Consider the following 6,625-nt stretch of genomic DNA (forward strand, 5'->3'; position numbering starts at 1 on the left):
AAACTTATAAAATATTATACCTGCCTCAATTGGGGACAGGCACCCCCGCACTTATTTTTAATACAAATGATCTTGGTTTTATTGGAAAAAATAAGTGCGGGAAGAGCCAGTCCCCGGAGGTCAGTCATAAGTTTCGCTGTAGTGATAGAAAAACCCCACACAAGGAGGACTAATATGGCTCTTGACCCCACCAGGCATAAAGACTGGGAAATAGCCGAGGAAGCGGAAAGCCGCATGAAGACAGTTTATGAGCTGGGCGAGCAGCTGGGACTGGCTAAAGAGGAACTGTTGCCACATGGTCATTACGTGGCCAAGCTGGATTACCGCAAGATCCTGGAAAGCCGGCAGAGTAAACCGGACGGCAAGTACGTGGACGTTACCGCCATTACCCCTACTCCTCTTGGAGAAGGCAAGTCCACCTGTGCCATGGGACTGGTCCAGGGACTGGGAAAAAGAAACAAGTCCGTAATGGGGGCTATTAGGCAGCCTTCCGGCGGACCCACCATGAATATCAAGGGTTCCGCAGCAGGTGGAGGTCTGGCCCAGTGCATTCCCTTGACGCCTTTTTCCCTGGGACTCACCGGGGATATCAACGCCATCATGAACTCTCATAATCTGGGCATGGTGGCCCTGACCTCGCGCATGCAGCACGAGAACAATTATACCGATGAAGAGCTGGCCAAACGCGGCCTGAAGCGCCTGGATATTCATCCCAAGAAAGTCGAATTCAACTGGATAATCGATTTCTGCGCCCAGGCCCTGCGCAACATTACCATCGGACAGGGAGCCAAAATGGACGGCCCCATGATGCAGTCCAGATTCGACATAGCAGTAAGCTCGGAAATCATGGCCATTTTGTCCGTGGCCAAAAACCTGGAGGATATGCGCAACAAAATCGGCAAGATCGTACTGGCCTATGACCGCCAGGACCGCCCCATCACCACTGCTGATCTGGAAGTGGACGGAGCCATGACCGCCTGGATGGTGGAGGCCCTGAATCCCAATCTCATGCAGACCCTGGAGGGTCAGCCCGTGGCCGTGCATGCCGGACCCTTCGCCAATATCGCCATAGGACAGAGCTCAGTCATCGCTGACCGGGTGGCCCTGAAACTGGCCGACTACAACGTCACTGAGAGTGGCTTTGGAGCTGATATCGGATTTGAGAAATTCTGGAACCTCAAGTGCCGCTATTCCAATCTCAAGCCGCATTGCGCCGTGGTGGTGGCCACCATCCGGGCCCTGAAATGCCACGGAGGAGCGCCCATTCCGGTGCCGGGGCGGCCCATGCCCGAAGAGTACGGCAAGGAAAACGTGGGCTGGGTGGAAGAAGGCTGCAAAAACCTCCTGCACCATATCGAGACCGTTAAAAAGGCCGGCATCAACCCTGTGGTGTGCATAAACGCCTTTTACATGGACACGGAAAACGAGATAAAGGCTGTACGCCGCCTGTGCGAAGAGGCCGGGGCCAGGGTGGCTGTTTCCAAGCACTGGCAGTACGGCGGAGATGGAGCCCTGGAATTTGCCGATGCAGTTACCGATGCCTGCGAAGAGGAAAACGAGTTCCGCTTTCTGTATGACCTGGACACTCCGCTGGAAAAACGCATAGAGCTCATTGCCAGGGAGGTATATGGAGCAGACGGGGTAAGCTTCGGGCCGGACGCTCAGGCCAAACTCAAGCGCATGGAAAAGGACCCGGACATGAAGGACATGGGCACCTGCATGGTCAAGACCCACCTGTCCCTGTCCCATGAACCCTCTCTCAAGGGCGTGCCCAGAAACTGGACCCTGCCGGTGCGCGATATCCTGACCTACAAGGGCGCAGGCTTCGTGGTCCCGGTGGCCGGCACCATAAGCCTCATGCCCGGCACCGGCTCCGATCCTGCCTACCGCCGCATCGACGTGGATACGGAAACAGGCAAGGTAAAGGGCCTGTTCTAAGCCCGCCTGAACTGGACATTGGCTTTTTTCACAAGGGAGCAGGCCCCGGCTTGCTCCCTTTTGTTATTTCAGCTGAATATTTCACACCACGACTCCGACATAGTCTGACTGCCTTCGCCGAAAAAAACACCTGATACCAGCAGATTTTCTCTTCAAAACTGCCATTCTTGCTTGCTCTTACTGCGGTATTGGGTTAGATTCACTGTCAGTTGACAATTTTCCGGCAAGGCCGGACCTATCGGAGTAAAAACATGGTGAGCAAGACTGTCCGTGCAATACTGAGTATTTTTTTGTTGGGAATATTTTTTGTCACCCCCGCCCAGGCAGACCTTTCCCAGCAAAGACAAAAATTCCTGGAAGCCGAGAAGGCCTTTAATGAAAACAAGTTTGAGGATTTCAAATCCCTTACAGCAGAACTCGTCAGCTATCCCTTGTACCCCTACCTTCTGCACAAAGAACTACGTCAGAACATATCCCTGAAAAGTGAGGCCCAAATCCTGGAATTTCTTGATGCCTACTCTTCCACCCCCCTGGCCGGACAGCTGCGCTCCAGGTGGCTTGACTATCTTGCCCGCAACCACCAATGGACCAGGCTGGTGAGGGATTATACTGAATCATCATCCAGAGAGAGGACTCTATGCTCTTACGGACGGGCCCTTCTGGAAACAGGACAGGAGAAAGCAGCCTTTGATCATGCTGAAAAAATGTGGCTGCACGGCAGGTCCCGACCCAATGAGTGCGACCCTCTGTTCGATGCCTGGCGTGCTGCCGACAAACTCACTCCAGAACTTGTCCGGGAACGCATAGCCCTCGCCATTGACCAGGGACAGCTGGGTCTGGCCGGATACCTGCGGAGGTACCTGCCGGACAGCGACAAATCCTGGCTGGACCTCTGGCTGAACATTGCCCGTAATCCCTCCAGAACCCTCCACCAGGACTGGACTGGGGCCGCTGACTCCTACAGCGGCAAAATACTTGTCTACGGCATGAAAAGACTCGTCCGGCAGGACACATCCAAGGCTGCCAAAGACTGGGACGCAATCAAGGCTGAGTATAACTTTGAAGCCACAGACTTCCCTGAGGTGGAGCAGGATATAGCCCTGTACCTGGCCCTTAGAAAGCATGACCAGGCTCTGGAGCGCTTTAAAGGTCTCCCGGAGCGGGTCAAAAACCCCAGGCTTAGGGAGTGGCACGTGCGAGTTGCCCTGTATCATGAAAGCTGGGATGAAGTCCTCAATGCCTGGAGTCATCTCACCCAGTCCCAGAAGGCGGAGCCAAGATGGCAATACTGGCGTGCCAGAGCTCTGGAAAAGCAGGGGGATATTCAGCATGCCTCGGGAATTTACCTGAATCTTCTGGGCAGGCAGAACTATTTTGCACTCCTGGCCGCTGACAGGCTCAATCGCTCCTATATCATACGCCACACCCCCCTGGACCCTTCTCCTGCCGTCATCGAGCAGGCCAGCCTTCAACCCGGCATCCAGAGGGCCATGGAACTATACATTCTGGATCGCGAAATTGAGGCCCGCCGGGAATGGGCCCAGGCCATTCAGAACCAGGGGTCAGACATCCTGGCCGGGGCCGCTGTACTGGCTCACAGCCTGGGCTGGCACGACCGGGCCATACAGGCCGCTGCAAGGGCCCGGCAGTTTGACGATCTGGTTCTCAGATTTCCCATGCCCTTCAATGACCTCATCGCTGATCATTCCCGCAGTAAGGCGATGGACCCCGCCTGGATCCTGGCCCTGGCCAGGCAGGAAAGCATGTTCATGCCGGATGTACGTTCTCCTGCCGGGGCCATCGGCCTGATGCAGATAATGCCCTCCACCGGAAGGATTATCGCAGCCAGGCTTCAGGAGTCGCTGGGCAATCCATATCGCCTTACAGATCCAGATATCAGCGTGCGCTACGGGGTCTTTTACCTGCACATGCGCCTGCAGGAACTGCAGCAAAACCCTGTCCTGGCGACAGCCGCCTACAATGCCGGGGCCCACCGGGTTAACAACTGGTTGCCTGAAGACCGTGCAATGCCTGCCGACATCTGGGTTGAAAATATCCCTTTCCATGAGACCAGGGACTATATTGAAAGGATAAATACCTATACCACTATTTACCAGATACGTTTGGGTCTGGAACCTACCAGGCTCTCCCACAGGATGCCGGACATCCTGCCCAGGCATTCGGCCCCGGAAAGAGTCGCCGGTGGGTGAACAGCAGAGCCGATTTTTCAAATATTCTACAGCCTTTCTGCCATATAATAAGAGCGGAGGTGCCTGTCCCCTGCCTTCCATAATAGCGCTGAACAGATACAAAAAACCGCACTTGATAAAATTATGGATGCACATTAAGTAGTCGTGTTTGAGCGGTGAAGGTTACGAGTTACATCAACAGCAGCAGGAGTGGACTTAATGTTCGGCAGACAGTTTATTTATTCATCCGCGCATGACTGGCCACACATCAAGTCCTGGTTGACCCTGAGGATGCAGCCTGACACCTCTGTTGAAGGCAAGGTCCGGGAAGTCATGGACAAGGTGAGCAGGCGCGGCGATGAGGCCCTGGTGGAATATACCCGGCATTTTGACTGCCGGGAATTCAGTATCCAGGACATGCAGGTCACCGCGGCAGAGATTGAAAATTCTCTTTTACAGATCCCGGTGGATGATCTCGATATAATTCGGGAGGCGGCCTTCAAAATAAGGACTTTTCATTCCAGGCAGGCCCGGAACTCCTGGTTCACCACCGACCCAGACGGTGCTTTCCTGGGCCAGATGACCACCCCGGTTTCCAGGGCCGGTCTTTATGTCCCTGGAGGACAGGGAGGCGACACTCCCCTTATTTCCAGCCTGCTCATGAACGCCATCCCGGCCCAGGTTGCCGGGGTGGAATCCATCTGTATCGTAACTCCGCCCCGTGCAGACAGGACCCTGAATCCATATATTCTTGCCACTGCGCACCTTCTGGGGCTTGATGAAATCTACGAATGCGGCTCTGCCTGGGCTGTTGCGGCCCTGGCTTACGGTACGGCCAGTATCCCAGCCGTGGATATGATAGCCGGGCCGGGCAACATTTTTGTGACCACCGCCAAAAAACTGCTCATGGGCCAGGTGGGCATCGACATGATCGCTGGTCCCAGCGAGCTGGCGGTTCTGGCGGATTCCAGCGCCAGACCGGATTACATAGCCGCGGACCTTCTCTCCCAGGCCGAACACGATCCCCTGGCCGGGACCTACCTGGTGACTGATGATGCAGATCTCATGGAGAATGTAGACAATGAACTGGAAAACCAGCTCCTGAGCCTGCCCCGTGCGGATAATGCCTGCAAGGCCCTCAAGGACTGGGGAGGATCTTTCAAGGTCCCGGACATGCAGACCGGGATGGAGCTCATCAACCGCATTGCTCCGGAGCACTTTGAACTCTGTCTGCAGGATCCCTGGCCCATGCTGGCAAAAGTCAAAAACGCCGGGGCGGTGTTTCTTGGGCATACCAGCCCGGAACCTGTGGGGGACTACTTCGCCGGCCCCAACCATGTCCTGCCCACCCTGGGAACGGCCAGATTTTCCCAGGCCCTGTCTGTACAGAATTTTCAGAAAAGCATCAGTATCCTGGCTACAGACCAGGGTTATCTGCAGCAGCATGCATCCAGTATCGCCCGCATGGCCAGGATGGAAAACCTGGAGGCCCACGCACGCAGCGTAGAAATCAGACTAAAAGGAGAATAACAGTAATGCAGATAGTAACCCAAACCAACATCCAGGAATTTCCTTTATTGTCCAGGGGCAAAGTCCGGGATATCTATGAACTGGACCCTGAAACCCTGCTGATCGTCACCACCGACCGCATGAGTGCTTTTGATGTGGTCATGCCCCGGCCCATTCCATACAAAGGCGCGGTGTTGAACCAGATCACCCTTTTCTGGATGGACATGTTCAAGGACGTGGTGGACAATCACCTTATAAGTTCCGACGTGCAGGACTATCCCAAAAGCCTGCAACCATACACCCGGGAGCTTGGGGGACGCTCGGTCATGGTCAAAAGAGCCGCTCCTCTGCCCATTGAATGCATTGTCCGGGGATATATCACCGGTTCAGGATGGAAAGATTACCAGCGCACCGGACAGGTCTGCGGCTATACCCTTCCCCAGGGCCTTCTGGAATCACAGAAACTGGAAGAGCCACTGTTTACACCTTCCACCAAAGCCGAAGCCGGAGAACACGACGAGAATATCGACATGCAACAGGCCGGTCAAAAAATCGGTGATCAGATGCTGGAAAAGGTCAGCAGCCTGTCCCTTTCCATCTACCGTCAGGCCAGGGAATACGCCGAAAAACGCGGTATCATCATCGCGGACACCAAATTTGAGTTTGGAATCAGTAAGGGGCGACTAATGCTCATCGATGAAGTCCTGACACCGGACTCTTCGCGTTTCTGGCCCGCAGACCAGTACAAGCCCGGCCAGGGACAGTCCAGCTTTGACAAGCAATATCTCAGGGACTGGCTGGAGCGTTCCGGATGGGACAAGAACCCTCCCCCGCCGGATCTGCCCCAGGAAATTGTCAGCGAAACCACCAATAAATATCTGCTGGCCTACAAGCTTTTAACCGGAAAAGAACTCATCCAGGGAGGTTCAAATGCTGCTTAAGGATAAAAAGGCTGTCATCTTCGGTGTGGCCAACAATAAAAGCATCGC

The 6,625-nt window shown here is 54.7% G+C and carries 4 protein-coding genes; all 4 read left to right on the plus strand.

Translation table 11 applies throughout. From position 1 onward, the window contains the following. Positions 1-174 precede the first annotated feature (174 nt). Positions 175-1,938 carry a formate--tetrahydrofolate ligase gene (locus QZP87_RS00450; protein WP_291320959.1) on the plus strand — a complete coding sequence of 588 codons (1,764 nt, stop codon included), beginning with the start codon at positions 175-177 and terminating at the stop codon, positions 1,936-1,938. Positions 1,939-2,189: 251 nt separating this feature from the next. Next, positions 2,190-4,148, plus strand: coding sequence for a transglycosylase SLT domain-containing protein (locus tag QZP87_RS00455; RefSeq protein WP_291320960.1), 1,959 nt, complete (start codon positions 2,190-2,192; stop codon positions 4,146-4,148). 198 nt (positions 4,149-4,346) lie between these two features. Then, on the plus strand, positions 4,347-5,657 hold the full coding sequence (hisD, locus tag QZP87_RS00460) for a histidinol dehydrogenase (RefSeq protein ID WP_291320961.1): 1,311 nt from the start codon (positions 4,347-4,349) through the stop codon (positions 5,655-5,657). 5 nt (positions 5,658-5,662) lie between these two features. Continuing rightward, positions 5,663-6,577 (plus strand): phosphoribosylaminoimidazolesuccinocarboxamide synthase, encoded by a 915-nt coding sequence (locus tag QZP87_RS00465; protein WP_291320962.1) that lies wholly within the window; start codon positions 5,663-5,665, stop codon positions 6,575-6,577. Positions 6,578-6,625: the final 48 nt, after the last annotated feature.

Origin of the sequence: Desulfonatronospira sp., assembly GCA_003563255.1 — a bacterium.
GTDB lineage: Bacteria > Desulfobacterota > Desulfovibrionia > Desulfovibrionales > Desulfonatronovibrionaceae > Desulfonatronospira.